22 protein-coding genes and 4 pseudogenes are annotated in these 22071 nt (G+C 59.1%); 17 read left to right on the top strand and 9 right to left on the bottom strand.

Annotated features, from left to right (window positions below; all coding sequences use genetic code 11):
- A pseudogene (locus E4K64_RS37625) lies at positions 1-297 on the bottom strand (transposase); the annotation flags it as partial.
- A gap of 81 nt (positions 298-378) precedes the next feature.
- Between E4K64_RS37625 and tnpA the strand changes: the two are divergent.
- From tnpA to tnpC, 3 genes are all read left to right on the top strand, one after another.
- Positions 379-801: an IS66-like element accessory protein TnpA gene (gene tnpA / locus E4K64_RS37620; protein WP_126261794.1), complete on the top strand. Its 423-nt coding sequence runs from the start codon at positions 379-381 to the stop codon at positions 799-801.
- Positions 798-1151, top strand: a complete 354-nt coding sequence (gene tnpB, locus E4K64_RS37615) for an IS66 family insertion sequence element accessory protein TnpB (protein ID WP_126261795.1) — start codon at positions 798-800, stop codon at positions 1149-1151. Before tnpA ends, tnpB begins: the two co-directional genes overlap by 4 nt.
- A gap of 69 nt (positions 1152-1220) precedes the next feature.
- Positions 1221-2810, top strand: coding sequence for an IS66 family transposase (gene tnpC, locus E4K64_RS37610; RefSeq protein WP_126261796.1), 1590 nt, complete (start codon positions 1221-1223; stop codon positions 2808-2810).
- 575 nt (positions 2811-3385) lie between these two features.
- Here the strand turns inward: tnpC and sctO are convergent.
- The 7 genes from sctO to E4K64_RS37570 all read right to left on the bottom strand — a co-directional run bounded on the left by sctO (position 3386) and on the right by E4K64_RS37570 (position 8197).
- Positions 3386-3823, bottom strand: a complete 438-nt coding sequence (sctO, locus tag E4K64_RS37600) for a type III secretion system stalk subunit SctO (RefSeq protein ID WP_126261798.1) — start codon at positions 3821-3823, stop codon at positions 3386-3388.
- Positions 3811-5094: a type III secretion system ATPase SctN gene (gene sctN / locus E4K64_RS37595; RefSeq protein WP_430642571.1), complete on the bottom strand. Its 1284-nt coding sequence runs from the start codon at positions 5092-5094 to the stop codon at positions 3811-3813. The genes sctO and sctN overlap by 13 nt, the downstream gene beginning before the upstream one ends.
- A gap of 92 nt (positions 5095-5186) precedes the next feature.
- Positions 5187-5813 carry a FliH/SctL family protein gene (locus E4K64_RS37590; RefSeq protein ID WP_126261799.1) on the bottom strand — a complete coding sequence of 209 codons (627 nt, stop codon included), beginning with the start codon at positions 5811-5813 and terminating at the stop codon, positions 5187-5189.
- On the bottom strand, positions 5792-6490 hold the full coding sequence (locus E4K64_RS37585) for a hypothetical protein (protein ID WP_135171742.1): 699 nt from the start codon (positions 6488-6490) through the stop codon (positions 5792-5794). The genes E4K64_RS37590 and E4K64_RS37585 overlap by 22 nt, the downstream gene beginning before the upstream one ends.
- Positions 6453-7292 carry a type III secretion system inner membrane ring lipoprotein SctJ gene (sctJ, locus tag E4K64_RS37580; protein ID WP_126261801.1) on the bottom strand — a complete coding sequence of 280 codons (840 nt, stop codon included), beginning with the start codon at positions 7290-7292 and terminating at the stop codon, positions 6453-6455. Before sctJ ends, E4K64_RS37585 begins: the two co-directional genes overlap by 38 nt.
- 6 nt (positions 7293-7298) lie before the next feature.
- Positions 7299-7577 carry an EscF/YscF/HrpA family type III secretion system needle major subunit gene (locus tag E4K64_RS37575; protein WP_488225972.1) on the bottom strand — a complete coding sequence of 93 codons (279 nt, stop codon included), beginning with the start codon at positions 7575-7577 and terminating at the stop codon, positions 7299-7301.
- Positions 7578-7732: 155 nt separating this feature from the next.
- The gene (locus E4K64_RS37570) at positions 7733-8197 is read right to left on the bottom strand and encodes a hypothetical protein (RefSeq protein WP_126261803.1); all 465 of its coding nucleotides are present in this window, start codon (positions 8195-8197) and stop codon (positions 7733-7735) included.
- A gap of 761 nt (positions 8198-8958) precedes the next feature.
- On the opposite strand from E4K64_RS37570, the gene E4K64_RS37565 reads away from it, so the two are divergent.
- From E4K64_RS37565 to istB, 14 genes and pseudogenes are all read left to right on the top strand, one after another.
- Positions 8959-9237, top strand: coding sequence for a hypothetical protein (locus E4K64_RS37565; protein ID WP_126261804.1), 279 nt, complete (start codon positions 8959-8961; stop codon positions 9235-9237).
- Positions 9234-9752 carry a SycD/LcrH family type III secretion system chaperone gene (locus E4K64_RS37560; RefSeq protein ID WP_126261805.1) on the top strand — a complete coding sequence of 173 codons (519 nt, stop codon included), beginning with the start codon at positions 9234-9236 and terminating at the stop codon, positions 9750-9752. Before E4K64_RS37565 ends, E4K64_RS37560 begins: the two co-directional genes overlap by 4 nt.
- Before the next feature lie 7 nt (positions 9753-9759).
- On the top strand, positions 9760-10743 hold the full coding sequence (locus tag E4K64_RS37555; RefSeq protein ID WP_126261806.1) for a hypothetical protein: 984 nt from the start codon (positions 9760-9762) through the stop codon (positions 10741-10743).
- Positions 10744-10784: 41 nt separating this feature from the next.
- A complete protein-coding gene (locus E4K64_RS37550) occupies positions 10785-11873 on the top strand; it encodes a hypothetical protein (protein ID WP_126261807.1) in 1089 nt (362 codons plus the stop codon).
- A 46-nt stretch (positions 11874-11919) separates the two neighbouring features.
- Positions 11920-12462 carry a hypothetical protein gene (locus E4K64_RS37545; protein WP_126261808.1) on the top strand — a complete coding sequence of 181 codons (543 nt, stop codon included), beginning with the start codon at positions 11920-11922 and terminating at the stop codon, positions 12460-12462.
- 385 nt (positions 12463-12847) lie between these two features.
- On the top strand, positions 12848-14689 hold the full coding sequence (locus E4K64_RS37540) for a secretin N-terminal domain-containing protein (protein ID WP_167767813.1): 1842 nt from the start codon (positions 12848-12850) through the stop codon (positions 14687-14689).
- A gap of 368 nt (positions 14690-15057) precedes the next feature.
- Positions 15058-15720, top strand: a complete 663-nt coding sequence (locus E4K64_RS37535) for a hypothetical protein (RefSeq protein WP_126261810.1) — start codon at positions 15058-15060, stop codon at positions 15718-15720.
- Positions 15717-16703 carry a FliM/FliN family flagellar motor switch protein gene (locus E4K64_RS37530; protein ID WP_126261811.1) on the top strand — a complete coding sequence of 329 codons (987 nt, stop codon included), beginning with the start codon at positions 15717-15719 and terminating at the stop codon, positions 16701-16703. The genes E4K64_RS37535 and E4K64_RS37530 overlap by 4 nt, the downstream gene beginning before the upstream one ends.
- On the top strand, positions 16700-17362 hold the full coding sequence (gene sctR / locus E4K64_RS37525; RefSeq protein WP_126261812.1) for a type III secretion system export apparatus subunit SctR: 663 nt from the start codon (positions 16700-16702) through the stop codon (positions 17360-17362). Before E4K64_RS37530 ends, sctR begins: the two co-directional genes overlap by 4 nt.
- Positions 17359-17619, top strand: coding sequence for a type III secretion system export apparatus subunit SctS (gene sctS / locus E4K64_RS37520; RefSeq protein WP_126261813.1), 261 nt, complete (start codon positions 17359-17361; stop codon positions 17617-17619). The genes sctR and sctS overlap by 4 nt, the downstream gene beginning before the upstream one ends.
- Positions 17620-17717: 98 nt before the next feature.
- Complete coding sequence (gene sctT / locus E4K64_RS37515) at positions 17718-18506, top strand: type III secretion system export apparatus subunit SctT (protein WP_126261814.1); 789 nt, start codon at positions 17718-17720, stop codon at positions 18504-18506.
- Positions 18503-19567, top strand: a complete 1065-nt coding sequence (locus E4K64_RS37510; RefSeq protein WP_347338657.1) for an EscU/YscU/HrcU family type III secretion system export apparatus switch protein — start codon at positions 18503-18505, stop codon at positions 19565-19567. The genes sctT and E4K64_RS37510 overlap by 4 nt, the downstream gene beginning before the upstream one ends.
- Positions 19568-19675: 108 nt before the next feature.
- Positions 19676-20769, top strand: a pseudogene (locus tag E4K64_RS37505) (IS3 family transposase); the annotation flags it as partial.
- A gap of 372 nt (positions 20770-21141) precedes the next feature.
- Positions 21142-21780 (top strand): annotated as a pseudogene (istB, locus tag E4K64_RS37500) (IS21-like element helper ATPase IstB); the annotation flags it as partial.
- A gap of 6 nt (positions 21781-21786) precedes the next feature.
- Here istB and E4K64_RS41445 read toward each other — a convergent pair.
- Positions 21787-22071: pseudogene (locus E4K64_RS41445) on the bottom strand (recombinase family protein); the annotation flags it as partial.

Below are 22071 nucleotides of genomic sequence, written 5' to 3'. Positions count from 1 at the left end.
TGATAATCTCGGCCTTCTCGGAGGCGGGATACCTCATGCCTCGTCCTCCCCATCCCCGTTCATGCTTTTTTTCAGCAGGCGGTTCTCCAGGGTCAGATCGGCCACGACCTCCTTCAGCGCTGCGGCCTCACGGCGCAGATCCTTGACCTCGCCGGAGGTCGCAGCACGGGCCGTGTCGCCAGCCAGGCGACGCTTGCCGGCTTCCAGGAACTCCTTGGACCAACCGTAATACATCGAGGCGGCGATGCCTTCGCGGCGGCAGAGCTCGGAGATGTTCTCCTCGCCCCGCAGCCCCTCCGTAAGCGCTTAGCCGGAACCCTTGCTTCGGGATCGGTATAGCTGTGCGAAAGAAGCCTCCGGCTTGGACGGAGGTTTGGGATGGGATTGGACAGCAAAAAGGACGTCCATTTGGACGGCTCAACGACGGGGTCGGTGAGCCGGCTGGAGGTTGTTGAAGGACCATCGGGGCGCCGCGTACGTTCGGAAGCTGAGAGAGCTCGGATCGTCGCCGAGAGTTTGTTACCCGGTGCCCAGGTGTCCGAGGTGGCGCGCAAGCACGGAGCGACGCGCTGGCAGATCTACGATTGGCGACGGCGGTTTCGACAGCGAGGCATGTTGCCGCCGTGCGAGGCGTCGCAGCCGACATTCGCGCCGCTGGTCGTGGAAGGTGCGTTGGAGGAGCGTCAGGTTCCGGCGATCAAGCTTGAGATCGCGATCGGCGATGTCGTGCTGCGGACGGATATGGCCATTGATGCCGAGCAGCTGTCCCGAGTGATCCGCGCGGTGCGAGCGTCACGATGATCGCGGCTGGTGCGGATCTGAAGATTTACGTTGCAACGCGGCCGATCGATTTCCGCTGTGGCCATGATGGGCTTGCGACGAAGGTGCAGGAGATGCTTCGTCTCGACCCGTTCAGCGGCGCGGCCTTCGTGTTCCGATCGAAACGAGCTGACCGAATCAAGATTTTGGTCTGGGATCGAACGGGCCTGGTGTTGGTGCACAAACGCCTCGAAGGTTGCAAGTTCGTTTGGCCAACGATCGCGGACGGCGTGATGCGGATGTCGCCGGCGATGTTCGCGGCCTTGTTCGAGGGGCTGGATTGGAGGTTGGTCCGTCCGGAAGAAGCACGGCGCCCGCAGGCGGCGGGATAACTGCGGCAGAATGACTCGGAAGCTATTTTGAACGTGGCACGCGCGGCGGCGATATGCTCGAAATAGCGCATGAGCATCGCGGCGCTGCGCGACGAAAACGAACACCTGAAGGCGCTTTTGGCGCAAACGCAGGCGGCCTTGAGCGAGCATCAGGGGGCGCTGGCGGCGTCGGAGGAAGCCCGACGTCGGCTGGAGGTCATTCTCGGCGAATTGCGACGCGACAGGTTCGGCGCGAAATCCGAGAAGCTGCGGCCAGATCAATATCACTTGCCGCTCGAAGACGTGGAGATCGCGCAAGGCATCCTGGATGCCGCGCAGGAGAAAGCCGAGAAGGTTATCCAGGGCCGATCGCGAAACGCGACGGATCAAAGCTCTCATCGCAATCGCGGCTGCTTGCCTGCCCATTTGCCGCGGGTGGAGCGGATCATCGAGCCTGCGAGCACGCTCTGCCCGTGCGGTTGCGGCGCCATGACGAAGATCGGCGAGGACGTCAGCAAGCGCCTTGACGTGATCCCGGCACAATGGCGCGTGCTGGTCACACGCCGCCCGAAATACATCTGCCGCCGCTGCTCCGGCCCTGTCGTGCAGGCGCACGCGCCGGAGCACGTCGTACCCAGCGGGCTGCCGACCGAAGCGGCCATTGCGCACGTGATTGTCTCCAAGTTTGGTGACCATACGCCGTTTTACCGCCAGTCCGAGATCTATGCGCGCCAGGGCATCCGGCTTGATCGGGCGACACTGGGCAACTGGTCCGGTCGCGCCTGCTTCCATCTTCAACCCATCGCGGACCACATGCGCCGCCACCTGGCCATGGCGGATCGTCTGTTCATGGACGAAACCACGGCGCCGGTACTCGATCCCGGGCGCGGCCAAACGAAGAAAGGCTACTTCTGGGCGATCGTGTCCGATGACCGCGGCCACAGCGGCCCAAGTCCGCCGATCGTGCTGTTCCGATATGCCCCCAGTCGGAGCGGTGCCTTCGCTGAGCAGTTCCTAAACGGCTTTGGCGGACGCTTCCTGCAATGCGATGCCTATGACGGTTATGATCGGCTGACCGAAGTCGCTCGACTGCAAGGGCCTTGGACGCTCGTGCATTGCTGGAGCCACTTGCGCCGGCGCTTCGTCAAATTGGCCCGCAACAGCAAATCGCCGATCGCCGAGGCCCCCGTTCGGCACATCGCACAGCTTTACGCCATCGAAGCCATGGTGCGCGGTGCATCGCCGGACATCCGGCTCGCCGCGCGAAAGGAGCATTCGTTGGCTCTCGTCGCCGCTTTGAAAATGTGGTTCGAGAAGCAGCTGTCGATGATCTCCAGCGGCTCGACACTTGCCGAAGACATCCGCTATGCGCTGAATCACTGGCAGGGGCTGACCCGCTTCTTCGAAGACGGGCGCCTCGAGCTCGACACCAACCCGGTCGAGAACGCCATCCGGCCAGTTTGCCTGACCAGGAAAAATGCGCTCTTCGCCGGTCATGAAATCGGGGCAGAAAACTGGGCCTTGCTCGCGTCGATCGTCGCCACCTGCAAGCTCAACGACGTCAACCCGGCTGCCTACATCGCCGAAACACTCGAGGCGATCATCGACGGCCATCCTCATAGCAGGATCGAAGACCTCATGCCGTGGCGATTCCGCAAATCGTCAAGCCAGCCCCAATAAGGGTCCCGGCTAAGCGCTTACGCCCCTCCAGCACAATACGGATCTTCTCTTCCGCAGAGTAATGCCGACGGGTCTGGCGCCGGATGTCCTTCAACACTTGTTCAGCCGCCGGCTTACGCGGCCCGGATTTCTGCTTCATCTTCGCTCCTGGTGGCTACGATGAACCAGAAATCCTCCTTCCGGAAAACCCTTCAATCTGTCTCAAGAGTGCTGACGGCGAACAACCATGGAACGACATTTACGCATTGTGCGCGTGGTGGATGATTAAGAATGCGCGCAAAAGCGACGAAGCGGCCTGCGCAAGCGCTCGCGCGTGGCGTAGCCAAGTATGAAGTTGTCGTGACGCGGGCAGTGCAACCATCCCAAAGTGCACAACTTTATCACCTTCACGCGTGCAGCCGACCGTTTGCCATCCAGTTCGGCGAGTCTTTATGCAAGGCTAGCGGACAGCTGCCATGGCATTTGTTCGTTGATCCCTGCTAACTTCTCACAAAAGCGCTGCTACGTAGAACTTCTGTCCCTCCCCCTAACGGCTACACCCGCACTGTTAGACTCTCCGCGCATTCGATTGATAATTAGAAGTCCGTCTCCTTCAGCGCGCGGGCGGTCAAGGCACACGCCAAACTGTCACACCTCTCGAGCTCCCGATATGCCTTACGGGCGGCGTTGCAGGCTTCCTGACGCGCCTGACGCGCTTGTTCGGCTTCCGACAGCGCCTCCGCAAGGCGCCGTTCGAGCAGCCGTTCGTGATCGTTCAGTGAGACCATCTTCGCTTTCGCCTCCTCCAGATCGTTGAGAGCTACAGTTTTGCCAATCAGCAGATCGTAGATCTCGCCCTCCCGTCGAGGTCGGTCTTGCCGCCATGTGCGAAGGACTGCCAGTGCAGCTTCGACAGCCGCAGCGGATTTGTCGACAGCTGACTGCCGCACTCGTAGAGTCTCATCGGCCCGGCGACGCCGCAATTTTCTCAACTCAAGCAATTGATGCACGGTCTTGGGAGTTACGCCAGGCACGTGGCAAGCTCCTGAAGCATTGCGTCGAAGCCTGTTTGTTCACATCTTGGCTGCCGCAGGAACCTGCGTATGTCCTCTATCTTGGCGATAGCCGTATCGGCGTGCGGATCGGCTCCTTCCTTGTACTCGCCGACCCGTATCAATAGCTCCACCTCCTGGTATTTAGCTAGCAGCGCCCGCAGTTCAACCGCTAACTTCTCATGCCGCGGCGACACGATAGCACTCATAGCACGGCTGACGCTTGCCAGAATATCGATAGCGGGATAGTGGTTCGACGTCGCTAAAGTGCGCGAGAGCACAATATGTCCATCCAGGATGGAACGGGTTTCATCGGCCAGAGGTTCGGTGACGTCATCACCCTCGACAAGCACGGTGTAAAACGCGGTTATCGATCCGCGATCGTTATTGCCGGCGCGTTCCAGGAGCTGCTGCAAGGTTGCAAAGACCGAGGGCGGAAAACCACGCAAGCTGGCCGGTTCGCCGGCCGCCAGACCAATCTGCCTCTGCGCGCGCGCAAAGCGCGTAACCGAATCCATGAGGAACAGCACACGCTGTCCCCGATCTCGATACCATTCTGCGATTGCCGTCGCCACATAGGCCGCCTTCACCCGTTCCATCGGGGAACGATCGGAGGTCGCAACGATAAGAACTGATCTTCGTCGCGCCTCTGAGCCGAGATCGCGCTCGATGAACTCCTTCACCTCTCGGCCACGCTCTCCGATCAGCGCTATGACTGTTACGTCAGCCGCCGCGCCGCGCACCAACATCGACAGCAGTGTGCTTTTGCCGCCGCCCGCCGCGGCAAAGATTCCCATGCGCTGTCCCTCGCCGCACGTCAAAAGACCGTCGATCGCGCGTATGCCGACTGGAAAAACGCGATCAATGATGCGCCGATTCAAGGGACCCGGTGCCCCGCTATGTACTGGAACGTGGGCTTCTGGTACCGGGGGCCCGCGAGTGGATGTGTCGAGAGGGCGGCCAAGACCGTCAAGCACCCGGCCAAGCAAGTTCCAGCCCGCGGGCACTGTCAGAGGCTCTCCCATCGGGATCACCTCAGTGAGATTAGAAAGCCCCTGTATTTCGCCAAGCGGCGTTAGAATGGCGATGTCGTGCTGAAACCCGATAACTTCCGCCGACAATTCGCACTTGTTCTCGGGATTGCGGAGCATGCACAGGTCGCCTATGCGAGCACCCGGTGCCGTTGCACGGATAATTGTCCCGACAACTTGTAGGACTCGGCCACTGACGCGCATTGTCGGCGTCTGCGCCACCACCTGGCGGGCGGCCTGAAAAAGGCGATTGATGCCGTCGTGCGAAGAATGAATGGCATCGACTGCCGTTGGCAGCTTGGGTCGCTCGGAAATCACGTTGCAGAGGCCTTTAGGCCGCTGCGCAGGCCGCACTCGATCGCGGCCAATTGGCTTTCGATCGTTGCGTCGACCAGTCCAGCATCGGTTTCAAGGATGCATCCGGCATCTTTGACCCGCGGATCAGAAACTACTTCGACGACCGCGCGCGACGTCGCCGTCGGGAGCAGTTCATTCAATCGTCTGCGAACCGTCTCGACATGCGCCGGTGCCAGGCGTAAGCGGACGACGGAGCTATGGCCCGTGAATCTCAGACTGTGCAAAGCGATCTGCACCGCAGCATCATCCGGGGCGACGGTATCGATGATCCGACGTGCGATCTGCAGACCCATGTCGACAATTCGCTCTTGATTCTCCTCCATGATCCGCAGCGACGCAACGGCGATCGCGGCTAAACGTTGTTCGATGGTCGCCTGCGCCGCTGTGAGCGCGGCTTCCTTGGCGGTCGTCTCGATCATCCCCGCAGCTTCGCGCGCCCCCTGTAAGAGCGCGTCCGCATCGCGTCGCGCTCGATCGAGCAATTGCTCAGCGTCCACGATCATCTGTGCGCTGGCCGCCGGCAAAACTCGCCCTGGGCCGAGGATGCTGACCCCGCCCGGCGTCAGTTGAACCAGTGCGACCATATCGGCATCTCTTTGCGGACCAGGCGTCGCATCGCTCGGAAGGCGTCCTCGCCGACACCGTCGTCACGGCAGGTGTCCGCCACCATCATCCAGATCGCTGCAGGGCGACGCAATCGTAGTTGGGCGCGCAGCGAATGCGGGATTGCGCCTATCGCAAGGCCGAACATCGCCGCACCGCGGTCGAGAAACGCACGAGGCGCAGTCGGCATTCCCGAAGCGCTAATCGCAGACATCAGCTCGACAGTCGGTCTCGGTAGCAGCGCAGCATGCGAAGCGAATGCGAACGCCTCTTCTCCGAGAACGGCGCGTGCCGCCGCAACATCGGCCGTCCGAAGGAGGGCGATGAGGCTGGACGCGCCGATCCAAGCTCCGGCTAGGCGGATCAGGCGTGTGGCGTCTCGCGCCGGCACAAATGCGAGCCGAATTCGTGGTGCGTTGCCAGCCGAAATAATCGCAGACGCCTCACTACTTTGGCCGCGAAGCAGCCAGCGTCCAAGCTTGACACGGATGAATGGGTCGGACTGAGCGAGGTCTATAGGTATCCACTCGGGCCAGCCAGTCGCCAGTGCATCATCGAGGTCGCTCGCAGGATCGGCGATGCAGCGCATCATCGCTCCCGCCCACGGCGTATCAAGCCATTTATCCGGGATTTTTGCTGAGCTCATGATTGGGAACATTGTTGGACCGTTCGCTTCGCCGAAGCTCATGACGCCCAATACCGTAGCTAACGCCAAAGCGCGGTCGCCATATGAGAACGACGAGCACTGCATTGCCGATCAGTGACGCCGCTATTGCACCGATGAGGCCGATCAAAAGGTGCGATGGGGCACTGCGTTCCGAAACACCGGCAGTGAAGTCCGTTCTACCAAGCGTCATATTGTCCTGATTTGCCTGTACGAGGGCAACTGAGACCCGATCGTAGGATAGGCCTCTTAAGCTATTTGCGACCAGCTCCTTGATCTTAGGCACGATCTGATCGATCGGAGCACCCGGCTTGTAACGGACGAGCACAGCAGCAGTCGACGAGACGGGTGGATTACGATCGTCACTCGCGGTTTCAGGCAAGACCGCGTGAACTCGGGCATTAAGCACGCCGTCGATACTGGACAAAGTCTGCGAAAGCTCCTGTGTGACCCCATAAATGTAGCGCACACGCTCCTCTGTGTCCGATGAGATCATCCGGTCCTTCTTGAAGAGAGTGCCCATATCGGCGAAATGATCGCGAGGCCAACCGGCCCTGTCTAAGACATTCATAGCACGAGGCACGTCTTCTGTTGGCACCACGAGCGAGGTCGTACCGCCGGTGTCTGTCGTCCGTTCCGCGCGGATGCCTTGTCGCATAAGCAACGCAAGCATTTCGTTGGCCTCGCGCGCTGAAAGGTTGCGATAGAGCTCGATCTTCGATCCGCAGCCGACCAGGGTGAATAGCACCAGAAGTGCCACCGCCCGCTTCAATACAAAAGTCACGCCCCGCGTCACCGTGGCTCATTGGCCGCTCAGGAAAGTGTCGAGAGTGTGGGTCGCCTTCCCAACCACCTTGGTCACAATGTTGTATTGCAGGCTCATAGCTGACAGCTGGACCTGCGCATCGAGCCACTCAGCCGAACGGATGCTCCCCGCGCTCATGCCTTCGGCGGCCCTGCGCGCGCCTTCCATGGGTTGCGCAAAGCCGGCGCTCAGTGTTTCCATGCCACTGAGGATATCATTGGATAGCCGAGGAACGAGAGGCCCCCCTCCCTCCTCCGTCAGCCCGCCTCCAGCCATGATCAGCGGCTCATCCGCTCGCCGCGATGGCACAGGCGGCTCGAGTGCAGCTTGAAAGGCCTCGACGGATTCAGCCGATACTTTCGATGTGGCTGGCATCTCCATCACCAAAAAGGCTGGCCCTGTTTGCGGGAGGATACTACCTACGCTGCTCATTAACTGTCCTTTCCTGCGGTATCGGCTGGCGCGGTCTGGCCTAAGGCTATGAGGAGCCCGTCGAGGCCCGGCTCCCTGCTTGGCAGGTGCCTGAGCACAGTATCGCGTTCGCTTAGGCGTCCATTCAGCCCAAGAGCCAGGGCCTGAAATGCCATCCCATATGCATCATTTGCTTTGGCTAGAGGATCAAGGCGTTCCAGCGCTGCTGGAATATCGCCTGCCGTCAGATCTGCGAGCGCATAGGCAATGACAGACTCCCGACTGCCCGGCGCGATGACGCCAAGCCCCTTCGCGATCCGCCTCGCCCTCACCACGTCGTTTGTGACACAAGCCAAGAACGCCACCTCTGTGAGACGCCGCAGCAGTCCGGAGCGACTGTCGGATGTCAGAGAACTCGAGAACAAAGACATACGTACCGAATCCCTGTCCCTAACCAGGTGCTCTGTTGTTTGCCGATCATCCATGTCATATCCTGCCACCGACCTCCGCCTGGAAAACATCGCGCCTGAGCCCCGGAAGGGCGCACACGCTCACAACACGTCCGGTCACCAAGAACTCATCTCGCCACCAGACCGGACCGGCTGCCGAGTGGCCTTGCGCGCTGCAAGCGATCAATTCTCATGATGATCTAATCCCGCCTCTCGCTCGGCGCCAATACAATACGAGCATGAGGTAATAACGGTAGCCTATGGAGAGTTGCGGCCTCAGTCACCCGCTCCGTCCGGCACAAAGTGTGAGCTGCTCGCGGGCATTTGGTCCAAGGCGACTGCATAACCCGATCCGCCACCAATGCGATCCTCATCGTTACCTGCTCAAGGCAAAAAATGCCTACGACTCGGCGACGAGGCTCTCGCCGAACGATGCATTTAACGCAACGACACGCATTTCCGGGTTAGCGCCGTCGTCTCAGGCGCTCGCGCTGAAACGCACCGATTCATCACCGGGGCGCCTATGCCTTCATAGCGATCAAGTATTTTGCGCCATGCGCCGCTTCTGGTAGCGACGTGCGGGCGTTGATCCAACCCTGTCAGGAGAAAGAACGTTCTCCGTGAAGAGGAAGTGCATTCTGGCACACCATATCATTGCCAGACGATGGACGTCGGTGGCTTTGAGCGGTCGGCCGCGACAGCGGGTCGCGGCCCTCGAGCGGAGCTGGTGGCGCAAGCGGTTTCGAATCCCGCTCGCGCTGCGGTGCGTTGGCAAGGAGACCGTCTGGGAGGGGTCAATGAGCCTCAATGACACGATGGAGACTGCGCGACACACCATCGCACAGATGGATAGTCTCTTGGCGCGGGCCCGTGAACAACTTGGTCGTTGTGCCTGCCCTTTAGGCGATGGCACTATGAGTGCCGCCTCAATTTCCGCATTTGTCGCCGATCAGGACGAAGCGTTTCAAAGAGCGTATGCAGCCGAGCTGGCGGCCCTCAATCATATCCTGCCAGCGCCTGAATCGATGTCGCGTCTCGCGCTCCAACCCGTCTCTACCGAGAGAGCGACACGATGAGAATGGCGGATGGCGGGCTATTGAATGGTGGCGACACGACAGACAGCCAGCGGCTGGCACAGCTCGCCACCGACTTCGTGGTAGGGCGCACGGACCTAGCTAGTGTCATTGGGATCACGGATGATGAGCTTGAGGCATTATATGTATTTGGCCACCGCTACTATTCTTGTGGCAAGTATGAGGAGGCGCGGAATTTTTTTCGCTTCTTGTGCCTACATCGGCACATCGACGCACGATTCTGGTTTGGTCTGGCAGCTAGTAGTCAAATGCTTGGGGACCCAGAGAACGCCGTGCAGGCCTATCGGCTAGCGGGACTCCTGAATAGTGAGGACCCGCAGATCCCGCTTCGAACTGCCGAATGCTTCATCAAACTAAATCATCTCACAGCCGCGATTACCGCACTTGAGAATGCCTTGGCGCTGAGTGTCAGGAGGCCCGAACACAAGGCTTTGGCCGGACGTGGGCTGATGATGCTTGACCGCCTCAAATCCCAACTAGGGTCCAACGATGCATAGAGTGAACATGTCGGCGTCGACGAGCAAGCCGCTACCCGAGGTCGGGACGCTGCCCTTCAGTGCCTCCGCTACCGGTCTTTCGGGCAATGGCCGCAAGACTGACGCCAGCCTGTTGTTGCACTCAGTTTCCGAAAAGGCTGTTGCGTCAGGTTCGATTCCAAGTTTATCGGCACCACGTGCGTTCGATGCGATTGACCTCCTTACCTCGTTTCTGGCTCTGAAGACCAAAATGGCCGATGAACAGGTTGCGGCGGGAATAGAGGACGTGCGACATTGGGGAGAGCAGCAAAGACAGTTGCACGAGAAAATTTCCAAAAGCATCGTTGAAGCGGCAAAAAGATCGGCAGAAGCAAAGAACAGCTCCGGCATCATGAAGTTCTTCGGATGGCTAACGGTCGGATTGACGGTCCTAGCTGCCATCGCCACCGGCGCAGCTCTTCCGGTCATGGCGGCGGCAGTGAGCGTTGGAGTAGCGACTCTCGTCGAGACGGGTGGCGTAGATAAGATGACTGCGGCAATTGTGAAGAGTCTCGAGAAAGACGGAATCCATGGCGACAAGGCCAGCACCTTGGGGGCGGTCATCACGATTGGCATCATATTCGCTATCTCGGTGCTAACAGTTGGCGCTGGCTTTGCCAGTGGAGCCGCGAGTGGATTGCGTATCGCCGCCTTGATACCATCCAGTTCTGTCAAGGCTGTTCAGATAGGCCAGAGAGTTTCGACAGCGGCTCGAGTCGGCGGGGCAATGGCATCGCTGGGCGAGGCTGGCGCCGGCATCGCCAATGGCATCCAGAAGAAGGAGGCAACGGACGCCCAGGCGGAAGCGATAAACATCAGCAGCTGCATTGCAAGACTGAGATCACTGCAAAGTGATGAAATGGACTTCATCAAGCAGTTGCTTCTCGACAGGACGACGACCACGCAGACGGTTGCCGAAGCCATTAACCGGCAGAGTGATTCCAACGCCAAGCTCGTAAGGGCCTTCGGCTGACAGGCTGCGTGGACCACTTGTCGAACTAAAGGAATGTAGCGATGGTATTTGCTGTGCAACGTGAAACGACCGTTGGCGGGCACGACCGGTTGGATGCAGCCGTGCATGAACAACTTCCGTGGGTGCCGATCTCTGCTACGGTCCGCGGCAGAAACGTGCCGGAAGGCGAGATCCCACTTCCTCTTGCGGACCCCGTCAAGGCGCGAGGTTGGGGATCAGTTGACGTACGCGATCCCGCGGAAGTTGTGATCCGCGAGAAGCTTTCCAACGTCGATCTCAAGCTGAAGGACTTTGTTACGGGGAACGACGCATCAGCAGTCGCCGCGGTTTTCGTTCGGCTCAATGCGGAGCTTCGCAAAGCGGCGAGGTCGGACCGGTCGGCGGCGCTTAACGTCGAGATCGCTGCGCAGGAAGCTGCTGCCAAGGCGCTTCGCAGTTCAGGACTATGCCAATTGTTTGGCGCAATAGCCACCTCTGGCGGCGCGATATTGGGGGCCGGCGTGAACCTCAAGGGTGCTCGACAGATTCAAGCGCGCTTCGACGAGGTGTATAAAGCCAAAATCCAGGCCCCGCTCCCGAAGTCCAGGGTGGAGACACCAACCCCGAACAGCCCTTCAGGTCAAGCGCAGCGCTTCGACAAATCAGAAGGCGAGCTGGAGCTACGCGACGAGCCTCACGGCAAAGGGCAGATTATCCAAGCGCCGGAGCGCGATGCGTGGTCCTCGCAAGACGACATCGAGATGACACGCCTGAATTCGAGCAGAAGCAATACACTGGGCGACCCGCATAGGCTGGACGCGCCGAATAGCACGACGGACCCCCTTGAGTTTACGCGCGTTGTCCAGGCGCAGACAGAAGCCCAGCAAGAGGCCATGAGATGGAATGGCATGGGCACAATCGCGACGGAAGCCTTTAAGCTTCCGGGAGCCGGCCTGAACATGGGCGCGACGCACTACCAGGAGGAGGAGGCGCAGCTGCAGGCGGACAGCACCAGGGCGCAGGCGCAGATGGAGAACGAGAGTGAATTCCTGGCGAGCTATGAGACGACGATTCAGGACGTCCTGGGCGAGCTTGCCGAAATTCGTCGCGCCGATAGCGAGGCGAGAAGCAAGATCGTTTCTATGGCTTGAGCGTATCGTTCGGGCGAAAAACGTCTGAGTTTGAGAAGGTCCTAAGATGATCAAGGCGATGTCTGGATACCAGCCCACTGCGTGGGCCAACAGCGCAGGAAATGTTCTCCCAGGAGGTCTGTCTTTAGCCTCGATCATGGCGCTGGTTCTGATGGAACGGCACGACATTTACCAGAATCAACTCGGATCTCAACTGGACGACATGCAGGCGCGCAACAATTTGCTGAAGGATATGAGAGACGCAATGGCTGCGCTGCGGACCAATCGACCTCCCGATGAATGTAAGGTAAGAGACTACGGCAGCTTCGTCGATTGGCAAGGCAAGACTCAGGATGTGTTTGACTGGATGCAGGCACACGGCATATCCATCGAGAAGGAGAAGGGTGACAAGAAAGGCGTGCAGTCGCAGTTCGATGCTGCCATCAACAACCTCAACGGGGCGATTGACAGCGCCAATAGCGAAGGGGAGATGGCGATGATTTATTTCCAAAGGCTGCTTGATGACGTCAATCGGGTTGCTGAACTGATGTCTAACGTTGTTTCGAAGGATGAAAAGACGAAGGGGATGATCGTAGGCAACCTTCGTTGAGAGACGTTGACAATGAGTAGTGCAGAACGGCGGAGATCATCCCAGTTCTGCACACCTGTTCCCAGGGTTGCAATGAATGCAAGTGGTGCAGCAGATGAAAAGTTGAACGGATGCGCATTCTCAGGGGGGCGCCGCGTCCTCCATGTCTAGCAAGACCTTGCTAACGTTCCTTTGTTTACTGCTTACGCGATGTGCCGGCTCAGACTCGATTGCTGAACGCGGCGTTTGGCTGGCTTCGCCAAGCGTCGGCTCGCATGCACCGAAACCATCCTTCTCAGCGAGCACACTGCAAGCACGTAGCTTTGAATTGCTGGCACAGCCTCCGACCCGGCCAACCACCGCCCCGGTGGAGCGGCGGCTGCCGGTCACCGCTGATAGCACTCGCGTGAGCCTCGACTATGCCAATGCCGATATTCGGCAAGTTGTGAATGACATCGTGGGCGACATTATGAGCATGCCCGTCATCATCGATCCAGGCGTTGGGGGAAAAATGGCACTTCGGACCTCGAGCAAAGTCCCCGTGAGTGATGTGCCGCGATTACTCGACGAAGCGCTGGCGCCGTACGGATACGGACTGGCCGTCGTTGACCGCGGAGTTCGGGTGGGGCGCTTGGTCGATCTCGCCGGCGGAGCACGAAGCGATGTTCAAGTGATCCCCGTGCGCTATGTCGATCCAGCCGATGTCATAAAGGTGATCCGACCAAACGTCGAGGAGAGCGTGCGTCTGACACCCGCGCCAGGAGAACAAGGTATTGCCGTCACTGGGCCACCCGACTTGGTGAGTTCCGTGCGCGAACTCATTGGCTTGCTTGACACCGATGCGATGGCTCACAAATCGTTTGCGCTGTATACGCTGGCTCATGCGAGTCCGGCAGCGATAGAGCGAGAACTCAGTTTTTTGTTCAGCCAGAATAGCCGGGGCAGAGTGCGCGTTCGGCTTGCGCCGCTCGAGCGGCTGAACGGCATTCTTGTAGTAGCGGACGACCCTGAAGTACTTCAGCAAGTTCGTCGGGTTATCGCCCAGCTGGATAAGACATCGAAGACGGCGGCAAACATTCACGTGCATCCGCTTCGGTATCGAAGGGCTGCGGAAGTGGCGCAGGTGCTAGCACAAGTCTTTGGCGCTCAGCTGCCGCGTGCCGTATCTCGCGCGCAACCGGCGGGAGAGGTTGGAAAGTTGTCCATCGGAAGCGCATCCGATCGATCGAATTTGCCCCTAAACATTCCCGGCCTGTCGGACGAAAGATCAGATGCGGCCGCATCAACAACGCAAATAAAGGACGATGCGGTGGTCTCCGCCGTCAGTCTTGGCCTGTCGGCGCCAGTTCGGATCCAGGCGGATCCCGGCCAAAATGCACTCGTGATCTTCGCAACGCCCGACGACGACAAAATCATCGAGGCCGCGGTTCATCGGCTTGACGTCAAGCCGCGGCAGGTCCTAATCCAGGTCATTGTCGCGGAGGTGCGGTTGAGCGATCATTTGCGATACGGTGTCGACTATCTTCTCTCCTCGCCGGATTTGGGTGCCGTTCCACAAGGTGGTTTGTCCTATGTGTTCCCGAATAGTGATGTCAATGTTGTGCTACACGCACTAAGCGGCGTCGGGGACGTCAAGGTCGTATCGGCGCCACGAATTCTCACAGTTGACAATCAAACCGCGACAATCGAGGTGGGCGATCAGGTTCCAATCCTCGCGCGATCCTCACAATCGACGCTAAGCCAAAGTTCAACAATCGTGAACGATGTCGAACTACGCCACACAGGGGTCATTTTGGCTGTAACACCCCGCATTGGCGCCGGAGGTAGCGTGACGCTCGACTCCTTTCAGGAGGTCAGTACCGCGAACAAGAACACACTGACCAGCGTCCAATCCCCAATCATTTCGGTACGCCGCCTCCAGAGCACCGTATCGACACGAAACGGCGACACGATCGCGATTGGCGGCTTGATGCAGGACAGCACTAACCGGATGGATTCCGGGGCTCCGGTGCTGAAGGACATTCCGTTGTTGGGATCCCTATTCGGCAGCATGGAGCATGCCAAGGACCGAACTGAGCTCTTGGTGTTACTGAATCCTCGGGTGGTTGAGAGTGGCGCCGATGCGCAGGCTTTGACCGAGGATCTGCGGGAGAAGTTCGAATCGCTAGCCCCCGATCTCGGCCGCCACCTGAAGCCCCAACGTAGGCCTCGTTCCCAGGCCACGGCTTTGAAGGCTACCGCGCGGTAGGCGCAGGGCGGAAACTGAGCGGCCTCCTAGCGCTGGTCTCTGCTCATTGAAACCGGCCATTGGACGCCGAGCATATTGTTCCAGAAAGGCATAACGTCATCAGTTGAACCCCATATCGAGATTGTATTGGCTTCCGCTCGGCCGTGAGTAGATGAAGAGGCGGATGCTACTCCGTTGAGCGAGTGCCCGCTGTTCTCCTAGGATGTAGGTTCCGCCCGACGATGTCTGGAGATGTATGTCCTGCGAAAACTACTGTTGTGGTTCGGTAAGTCCCCGCGATGGTGAATGGGGTGCCCTGCCGGGCGCTTCAGCAGCCTTAGCCAGGGGACCGATTCCCGTAGCGGTCGAACTCGGTGGAGAGAGTTTAGATGCAACTAGCGAGAAGCGTTGCAAGGTCGTGCATCACGCCACGTGATCGTTCAATTGCGGTGGCGGCGCCGGTCCCCAAGCTTGTGCCTACCGAGGATATCGCTCGTTTCTCGCAAATGCTCGAGGAGGCGAATGTACACGCTTGCGAAGCATCCGATCGGGCGCCCGATTGCAGGGATTTCGGCAATGATCCGCATGATCTGGCCGAAAGCGAAAGCGCCACGTCTTCTCCCTTGATTGCCGGTTCAATCATTGGTGCCATGCCTGGCCCTATACTGCGCCGGCGAGCACTGGAACAGCTGTCACGATCGGTTGAACTCGTAGAGCTGACCAGGAGGATTACTGAGCACACTTTCGTCAGCTGGGATTATGGCGGCAATACCGAGGTGCACGTCATGCTGAATTACGAACTATTCGGCAATGCGCGTGTGATCGTCAGTTTCCAGCCTGATACCCTAAGGGTTTGTATCGAGTCCGAGCGGCTTTGGCGTATCCTGCAGGTACATGGCTATGCATTTGCCCGCGATTTGTCCGATCGGCTTGAAATGCGCATCGTCATGATCGTCTTCGCCTGCAGCTCAGTGCTTGACGAACAAGGCAGCAAGGGGCGATCTCGTAGATTTGAGACACCGCTCTACTACAAAATTGAGAGGGGCGCGTGATCGACCTGCCCTGTTATGGCCAATGTGAGGCTGCCGCCCTTTCGGATCTTGCTAAACGTCTGCCGGTGCCCTTCAACATCGCTGGCGTCGACGTGGAAGCTGTGATGCCAGGTTCGAGGCCTCCGCGCCTGCCAGCGGATTACTGCCAGGCCCTGATGCGCCCACGCGGCCACAGGATTCGCGTTACAGTTGACTCGACGCTGCTTCCGGCGGCGGCTGTGCAGCATTGGCCAGAAATTACCGCATTGCCTCCGGGTGACGGCCTGCGAGAAATCCTGTTCGACATTGTCTTCCGAGATGTCGCGATCCAGGTGGACCAATGGTGTGGGCATCGGCCGATCTGGTCTTCGGCGGAGGGCACTGAAGCGTTTCCGTACGCATTTGAGATTCTTCGCTTGGAGCGTCCAGGCGACATCCTTGGGCTGGTCGAATTCGATGTCGGTGGACTGCAATGGATCGCCGACTGCTGCTCTAGACTTCCGGTCGTGTGCGCCGTCCTCGATGATCTGTTCCTTTCTCTCGATCTGGTGGTCGCACGCATCAGCCTTATCTTGGCGGATCTGCATCAACTCGCTTCAGACGATGTCGTACTGCTGGATACCTCCCCTGTCGGTCATGACGGCGTCATGAGTGTTCTTCTATGCCTTTCTGGCAGTCCTTGCTTTCGCGCCTCGATCGTCAATGGCCGCCTTGCCATCCTTTCAGCTGTGGACTGCATGATGGATAGACCGGATCCGCTCCCGCCGGAAACCTTCGACAGCATTGATCTTCCTGTTGATGTGGCTGCTGGACGCCTGACCATGCCGCTCAGGCAGATTCGCGAATTGGCTGTCGGCCAAGTGCTGGATCTTGGTTATGATGCCACGACCAATATCAGCTTGCGCGTCAATGGCCAGGTCGTCGCAACGGGCGAGCTGGTGCGCATCGCCGACCGAACAGGTGTGCGCGTGCACGACTTGCGATTAGCACGAGCAGAACCATGACGGCGCTGCCGGATCCCGCAACGCTGATAGTACTAATCGCCTGCGTTGCGATCGCCCCCTTCGTTGCGATTACCGTTACCTCTTACGTGAAGCTCGTCGTGGTCTTTGGGCTCATTCGCAATGCGCTCGGCGTTCAGAACATCCCGCCGAACATGGCTCTGAATGCGATCGCCATCCTGCTGTCCGTCTACATCATGCAGCCAGTGGCCAAAGGTGCGTACGAAGCCGTGCGTGACAAACCAATCGCATCCCAAGATATCCGCGAATTAGGGACAACGATAACGCTAGCTGCCGAGCCAGTTCGCAACTTTCTCCTGAAGAACACGTCGCAGCGGGAACGTCAGTTTTTCGTCAATGCGACTCGGGGATTGTGGAGCAAGGAGGACGCCGCCGCCATAACCGGTAACGAATTTATGATATTGATTCCGGCCTTCATGACATCCGAACTGCAAGACGCGTTCAAGATTGGCTTCTTATTGTTTCTACCGTTTATCGTCATCGATCTCGTCGTTTCCAACATCCTTCTGGCAATGGGCATGATGATGGTTTCGCCAATGACCATATCCTTGCCATTCAAGCTGTTCTTGTTCGTTGCCGTGAACGGGTGGCAGCGCCTAATTCATGGTGTCATCTTCTCCTACGCGGGAGCAGCACCATGAATACCGCCACACTCACCAATCTTGCCATTGGTGCGCTCAAACTGACACTCGTCCTGTCGATGCCCACAGTCATCGTCGCTACGGGCATCGGACTGATCGTCAGTGTTGTGCAAGCTCTGACCCAAGTTCAGGAGCAGACACTCTCCTTCGCCGTGAAGCTGATATGCGTGAGCCTGATCCTGGCGGCCACCGCGAATTGGTTTGGTGAACTTGGCCGGTATACGGTGAACATCTTCGACCAAATCGCGGGAATATAAGTCTGGGGCGCCAGGAACTTGCTAACTTTGCCTCTCTTCGCCGAGCGGCACGCAACAAGAGCGACCGTCGCCAGCCAAGCGCCAGAGCAATCCATTCCATGTCACCAATTGACCCAGCTCATCTGCATACTTTCCTGGTTGTCCTTGCGCTTGCGATGTCACGCGTGACAGGGATGGTGCTGGTCATGCCTTTTCTAGGACGCGGTATGGTGACGGCGCGGGCGCGCAATGGCCTGATCATGGCATTGGCGCTGCCGGTAATGGGGTTTGCTTGGGCAACGAGGCCTGCGGATCTCGACATCGCACGTCTGATGCCGATCCTGGGCCTGGGGCTCAAGGAACTCTTGCTCGGGTGCCTCCTGGGCATGCCAATTGCCGCGACTATGTGGGGTGTGGAGACCGCGGGCACGTTCATTGACCACCAGAGGGGGGCCACGATGACAAGCCTCTTGAGCCCGGCGAGCCTCAATCTGGACTCACCGCTCGGGACCTTCCTGGCTCAGCTTTACGCTACATGGCTGTTCGTCAGCGGCGGCTTTTCCAAACTATTAGCATCGCTCTATCGCTCCCATGACATTTGGCCGCTGTGGAGCTTTCATCCTGCATTCGGTCCAATCTTCGTCACCAGTGTGTTAGATCTTGCAGACCTCGTGATGCTACTGACGTTGCTTCTCGCCGGCCCAGCCATCGTTGCGATGTTTCTCAGCGAGTTGGGCTTGACACTGGTCAGCCGGTTTGCGCCGCAACTGGAGGTCTTCTTTCTCGCTATGTCGGTCAAGAGCGCAGTTGCCCTTCTGCTGCTGATTCTATCGCTCACGATCATTTTGGCCAATGCCGACAAGCATATGCCGTCGCCTGTCGCGATCGTCCATCGCATCACCAGGTGATTGCGGTGACCGGTAGAAAGACCGAAAAGCCGACTTCCACGAGGCTGCGGGACTTGCGCAAGAAGGGACAGGTTCCGCACAGTAAGGAAGTCGTGTCGGCGGCTGTGACCCTCGGGTTTTTCGCGTTGTTCTTCGCCTATTTGCATGACCTAGTCGAGCGGCTTAAGGCAGCGATCCTGTTGCCTGTAACGTTTCTTGACGGGGACTTCCTGATTGTCAGCCGACGGCTACTCGAGTTTTATTTCGGTGAATTACAAGGTATGGTCGCCCCCTTCCTCGGCGTCGTCCTGGTCATCGGCGTCGGCGCTAACCTGCAGAACGGGGCGGTTTTCTCCCCGGAGGCTGTCACGCCGTCGCTGAAAAAGCTGAACCCCGGTGAGAACGTCAGAAGGATAGTCTCGCTGCAGAATCTCGTCGATCTGGGTAAGGCGATCGTGAAGGTGCTAATACTCGGCCTCGTCATAATGCTTGTGCTGCGCCAAGGTGTGCATGCGCTCGTGTGGACACCGAGCTGTGGCATATCGTGCCTAAGTGCGGTGACGAGTAACCTGCTGCTCGAGATAGCTAATTATGTCGGGGCGAGCTATCTTGTGGTGGCAATTGCGGACTTTGCGTTCCAGCGATGGCAGTTCACGAGGAAGAATTTGATGTCGCTGGACGAACTGAAACGAGAAGTTAAGGAAAATCAGGGCGACCCTGAGTTCAAAAACCGACGCAGGAGCCTCCATTCCCAATTGTTAGCCAAGAACGCGATTGAGCAGTCGCGTAGAGCGACCGTTTTGATCACCAATCCCACACATATTGCAGTGGCTATTTACTACGATCGGCAGCGCACTCCCCTGCCCATGATCGATGCCATAGGTACCGATCTCTTGGCGCAGCAAATGATTGATGCCGCGGCCGCTGCGGGGGTGCCGGTGATGCGAAACATTCCGCTGGCGCGCGCGCTCCTGAAGGACGGGCTGGTGGATGAGTATATTCCATCGCACCTGATTGTACCTCTCGCGACGGTTCTGCGGGCGCTCGGAAAAGTGGCGGCTGAGAACGGTTATCGGTCCTGACTTCAGCTTGATGGTTTCTCGCAGTTTTCAACTGAGGTGGACCCCGGATTTTGGACCGGCGGCTTAGGTGGTGCGGATGCCGTTCCGTTTTGATAAACGGAGCGGACCATGAAGAAGACGAGACGGACAATCGATGCGGCGCTGAAGGCAAAGATCGCCTTGGAGGCGCTGCGAGAACAATCAACGGTGACGGATCTGGCACAGCGCTACCAGGTGCATGTGAATCAGATTTATGCCTGGAAGAAACAGCTTCAGGATCAAGCGGTTCGGGCGTTCGACGCGGGCGCTGGTCGGGATGGCGAGGCAGCCCACGAACTGGAGGTCGAGAAGCTCCACGCCAAGATCGGACAGTTGACGGTTGAGCGGGATTTCTTAGCCAGGAGGTCCGGAAGATGAGCGCGCCGGATCGCCGAGGATTGCTTCAGCGCGATCATGCGAGTCTATCGATCCGCCGGCAATGCCAATTGCTGAGCGTTGCGCGATCGAGCGTGTATCGGCCGCCGCTGCCGGCCAATGACAACGACCTTGAGCTGATGCGGCGGATCGACGAGCTGTTCACGGCCTGGCCGTTCCTGGGCTCGCGGCGGATGACGGCGATCCTCAATGGCGAAGGCTGTCGCATCAATCGCAAGCGCGTGCAGCGGTTGATGCGCAAGATGGGCATCGCGGCGCTGGGACCAAAGCCCAGAACCACAAAGCCGGCGCCGGGACACAAGATCTTCCCGTATCTCCTGCGCCATATGGTGATCGACCGACCGAATCAAGTGTGGGCTGCCGACATCACCTATGTGCCGATCGGCCAGGGCTTTCTATATCTGGTGGCGATCATCGATTGGGCGAGCCGTGCGGTGCTGGCCTGGCGCCTGTCGAACACGATGGACACATCGTTCTGCGTGTCTGCGCTCGAAGAGGCCTTGGCGCGCTTCGGCCCGCCTGAGATCTTCAATACCGACCAGGGTAGCCAGTTCACCAGCGCCGCCTTCACCGGCACGCTGGCCGCCACCGGCGTCAGGATCTCGATGGACGGTCGTGGGCGCTGGATGGACAACGTGTTCATCGAGCGGCTGTGGCGCTCGCTCAAATACGAGGACATCTATCTCAAGGGTTATTCGGATGGCCACGAGGCCAAAGCCGGAATCGCCCGATGGATCGAATTTTACAATTTCCAGCGCCCTCATCAGGCGCTGGAAAACCGCGCGCCGATGGCGGTCTGGCGGGCCGGTGTCACCGGCGCATTCGGCGAACAGGCTGTGGATATGACGCTTCTCGCAAGCGAGAAGCTTGGACAACGCTACGCGTTACCCACATCCCCACAGCCACAACAGCAGCAGGCAAGAGTAGCGTAAAGTTACTGGGAAGAACGAACGGCAGCAGCTCCACTTAAAAAACCGGACCCAGTGGTCCTCAGCATGGGGTCCACTTCACGATATCGGCGCGCGCACTTACGGTTCGTTCAAATCGATCCTCGCCAACAATCTTGATCGGCGTCCTTCACCCAAGCGCTCCGCGGACGACGCGCCGATCCTCCATCCCAACATCCGCGGGCCGCGCTACTACAATTAGGAGATCACGCCTTGCTCACCCATCCGACCCTCGATCAGCTCCATCAGCTCGGCCTTCACGGCATGGCCAAGGCCTTCGCCGACATCGAAGCCGGCGGCGAGGCCGCCAGCCTCGGCCACGCCGAATGGCTTGCGCTCCTGCTCGAACGTGAAGCGTCGCTGCGACGCGACAAGCGACTGTCGAAGCGGCTTCAATATGCCAAGCTGCGCCAGCAGGCCTGCGTCGAGGACATCGACTATCGCACCCCGCGCGGCCTCGACCGCAGCCTCTTGACGATGCTGGTCGAAGGCCAATGGATCGCCGACCACGCCAATCTTTTGATCTGTGGCCCGTCCGGCGTCGGCAAGAGCTGGCTCGCCTCGGCGCTCGGCAACAAAGCCTGCCGCGACAATCGCTCCGTGCTCTATCAGCGCGTCCCGCGACTGTTCAGCGATCTGGCTTTGGCGCGCGGTGACGGCCGCCACCCCCGCCTGCTGCGCGCGCTCGGCCGCGTCGATCTCCTCATCCTTGACGACTGGGGCCTCGAGCCGCTCGACGCCGCGGCCCGCCACGACCTCCTGGAGATCCTCGAGGACCGCTACGGCCACCGCTCCACCATCGTCACCAGCCAGCTTCCCGTCGATCAATGGCACGCGCTGATCGGCGAGCCGATGACTTCATGATGCCTCCTTCTTCGAACGCTTGGTGCGTCGTACCCGATTGCGAAGCTGACCGATTTGTTCGTCTGAGAGCTCGATCTGCCATGGCTGGCCTTTGGTTAACTGACGACCTGCCAGCATTCCGCGCGCAAGATAATCGAAGATTGTTTGCGGGGTTACTCCAAGCTCAGCCGCTGCGCCCTGAATCGAGAAGCTGCCGTCGGGCCAGCGCATCGGATTCTTGTCCACGCCGTTGATTTTGACGGTGGGAATGCCCCAGCGGGTGCGCAACAGCCAGACGTT

Source organism: Bradyrhizobium frederickii (genome assembly GCF_004570865.1).
Taxonomy (GTDB): Bacteria; Pseudomonadota; Alphaproteobacteria; order Rhizobiales; family Xanthobacteraceae; genus Bradyrhizobium; species Bradyrhizobium frederickii.
This window is presented reverse-complemented; position numbering and strand designations above follow the sequence as displayed.

What these genes read in the sequence shown, in the direction of transcription:
- tnpA (WP_126261794.1), top strand. Translation starts at nt 379, where the DNA reads ATGGGATTGGACAGCAAAAAGGACGTCCATTTGGACGGCTCAACGACG.
- tnpB (WP_126261795.1), top strand. Translation starts at nt 798, where the DNA reads ATGATCGCGGCTGGTGCGGATCTGAAGATTTACGTTGCAACGCGGCCG.
- tnpC (WP_126261796.1), top strand. Translation starts at nt 1,221, where the DNA reads ATGAGCATCGCGGCGCTGCGCGACGAAAACGAACACCTGAAGGCGCTT.
- E4K64_RS37590 (WP_126261799.1), bottom strand. Translation starts at nt 5,813, where the DNA reads ATGGTCGCACTGGTTCAACTGACGCCGGGCGGGGTCAGCATCCTCGGC.
- E4K64_RS37585 (WP_135171742.1), bottom strand. Translation starts at nt 6,490, where the DNA reads ATGTTCCCAATCATGAGCTCAGCAAAAATCCCGGATAAATGGCTTGAT.
- E4K64_RS37575 (WP_488225972.1), bottom strand. Translation starts at nt 7,577, where the DNA reads ATGGCTGGAGGCGGGCTGACGGAGGAGGGAGGGGGGCCTCTCGTTCCT.
- E4K64_RS37570 (WP_126261803.1), bottom strand. Translation starts at nt 8,197, where the DNA reads ATGGATGATCGGCAAACAACAGAGCACCTGGTTAGGGACAGGGATTCG.
- E4K64_RS37565 (WP_126261804.1), top strand. Translation starts at nt 8,959, where the DNA reads ATGAGCCTCAATGACACGATGGAGACTGCGCGACACACCATCGCACAG.
- E4K64_RS37560 (WP_126261805.1), top strand. Translation starts at nt 9,234, where the DNA reads ATGAGAATGGCGGATGGCGGGCTATTGAATGGTGGCGACACGACAGAC.
- E4K64_RS37555 (WP_126261806.1), top strand. Translation starts at nt 9,760, where the DNA reads ATGTCGGCGTCGACGAGCAAGCCGCTACCCGAGGTCGGGACGCTGCCC.
- E4K64_RS37550 (WP_126261807.1), top strand. Translation starts at nt 10,785, where the DNA reads ATGGTATTTGCTGTGCAACGTGAAACGACCGTTGGCGGGCACGACCGG.
- E4K64_RS37545 (WP_126261808.1), top strand. Translation starts at nt 11,920, where the DNA reads ATGATCAAGGCGATGTCTGGATACCAGCCCACTGCGTGGGCCAACAGC.
- E4K64_RS37535 (WP_126261810.1), top strand. Translation starts at nt 15,058, where the DNA reads ATGCAACTAGCGAGAAGCGTTGCAAGGTCGTGCATCACGCCACGTGAT.
- sctR (WP_126261812.1), top strand. Translation starts at nt 16,700, where the DNA reads ATGACGGCGCTGCCGGATCCCGCAACGCTGATAGTACTAATCGCCTGC.
- sctS (WP_126261813.1), top strand. Translation starts at nt 17,359, where the DNA reads ATGAATACCGCCACACTCACCAATCTTGCCATTGGTGCGCTCAAACTG.
- sctT (WP_126261814.1), top strand. Translation starts at nt 17,718, where the DNA reads ATGTCACCAATTGACCCAGCTCATCTGCATACTTTCCTGGTTGTCCTT.